The sequence below is a fragment of the Microbacterium sp. Kw_RZR3 genome, assembly GCF_029222405.1.
Lineage (GTDB): Bacteria > Actinomycetota > Actinomycetes > Actinomycetales > Microbacteriaceae > Microbacterium.
Window position 1 is genome coordinate 1 of the sequence record NZ_JARHXC010000069.1, and the last position, 1,770, is coordinate 1,770.

Below are 1,770 nucleotides of genomic sequence, written 5' to 3' on the forward strand. Positions count from 1 at the left end.
CATCCGTTGAAGCTCTCATCGCCGCTGCTCGCGCCGAGGCCGGAGCGCTTCGCGCTTCACCCCGTCGTCGATCCCGCGAGGCCGTCGACTACGCCGACCTCTACGACCGCGCGTCGGTCGTCATCGCGTCGGGTGCGATGCACGTCGATCTCACCGTCGATCGCCTCGCCGAACGCCTGGGTGCGACGCGTCGCCAGTTGGAGCGCGCCTTCGCCGCGCACGGTCGCTCCCCCGGACAGATGCTCCGCGAGGAACGGCTCCGCCTGGCCCGCATGCTGCTCGCCGCCGACCCCGACTTTCCCCTGGCGAGCGCCGCGAAACTCTCAGGCTTCCCCTCCGAGCGCGCGCTCACACGCGCCCTCTCCCCGTGACTCCTCGGACGGCATCCATAGCGCATCTCCGGCACGGTTCCACCTCGGCGGCGTCGAGCAGCATCCGGACCCGTCCGGGGAGTACGCTCGCAACGTCGCCGCTCGTCAAACGGCGCGGTCGCATCGCAGAGCCCGAGAGAGAATCGATGTCACTGACCCCCGTGCGCGGTGCCGCCACGATCGAAGAAGTCGCCGCGCGGGCGGGGGTCTCGCGCTCCACGGTCTCGCGCGTCGTGAATGGCTCGACCGCTGTCTCGCCCTCGGCTCTCGAGGCCGTTCAGCGGGCGATCGACGAGCTGCAGTACGTCCCCAACCGGGCAGCCCGATCGCTCGCCAGCCGCCAGACACGCGCGATCGCTCTCGTCATCCCGGAAGACACCGACCGCTTCTTCGGCGATCCGTTCTTCGGCTCGATCGTCGCCGGCATCTCGCAGGTCATCGGCGAGTCCGACTACGTCATGAACATGCTCATCGCGAGCGACGACGCCAGCGCGAAAGCCCTCGGCTACCTGCGCGGCGGGAGCGTCGACGGTGCGATCGTCGCCTCCCACCACACCAGCGACACGTTCATCGACCGCCTCGCCGACACCGTCCCCGTCGTCTACGGCGGCCGTCCCGCTCGCGTGCGGGCCACAGACCACTACGTCGACGTCGACAACGTGCAGGGCGGGAGGGATGCCACGCAGTACCTCATCGATCGCGGGCACCGTCGCATCGCCACCGTCGCCGGCCCGGCCGACATGCCCGCGGGCATCGACCGGCTCCAGGGGTTCCGCGACGCCCTCGCCGCCGCCGGACTCGAACCGTTCGCCGTGGAGGACGGCGGGTTCACCGAGGCCGAGGGTGCGTCCGCAATGCGGCGGATCCTGGCATCCGGAGACGTTCCCGACGCGGTCTTCGCCGCGAGCGACCTCATGGCCCGCGGTGCCTACACGGCGTTGCGCGAACGGGGGATCGAGCCCGGGCGCGACGTCGCCGTCATGGGGTTCGACGACTCGTCCGTCGCGACCTCGCTGGTCCCCGCTCTCACCACGATCCGGCAGCCGTCGCGAGACCAGGGGCGGCAGATGGCCCGAATGCTGCTCGACCTGCTCGCCGGGCGCGCGCCGTCGACCACCGCGATCCTGCCGACCGAGATCATCGAGCGCGGCTCGGCCTGATCACTCCCAGGCAGCGGTGTCGGAGTCGATGCCGTGCGCGCGGGCGCTCGCCTCGATCGCGTCGCGCAGCCACACAGCGAGCCCGGGTCGCACCGCGTCGTAGTGCGCCGCGAAGCGCGGATCGGCGGCGTACATCCGGCCCAGGTGCACCTGCATCTGTCGGGTGATCGGGAAGTACTGCGAGAACACCTCGCGGTGCCGTTCGACGAGCGCGTCGGCCTTTGCGTCGCCGGGGCGGG

Annotated in this window: 3 protein-coding genes; 2 read left to right on the forward strand and 1 reads right to left on the reverse strand. The window is 71.1% G+C overall.

What is annotated here, in order from left to right; translation table 11 throughout:
- Both P2P98_RS03585 and P2P98_RS03590 read left to right on the forward strand, forming a co-directional pair.
- Positions 1-371: helix-turn-helix domain-containing protein (locus P2P98_RS03585; RefSeq protein WP_275797306.1), on the forward strand; the 371-nt coding region annotated here is incomplete at its 5' end.
- A gap of 146 nt (positions 372-517) precedes the next feature.
- Entirely contained in the window at positions 518-1,531 is a 1,014-nt protein-coding gene (locus tag P2P98_RS03590; protein ID WP_275797307.1) for a LacI family DNA-binding transcriptional regulator, read from the forward strand.
- On the opposite strand, the gene P2P98_RS03595 is transcribed toward P2P98_RS03590, so the two are convergent.
- On the reverse strand, positions 1,532-1,770 hold a 239-nt coding region (locus P2P98_RS03595), incomplete at its 5' end, for a TipAS antibiotic-recognition domain-containing protein (RefSeq protein WP_275797308.1).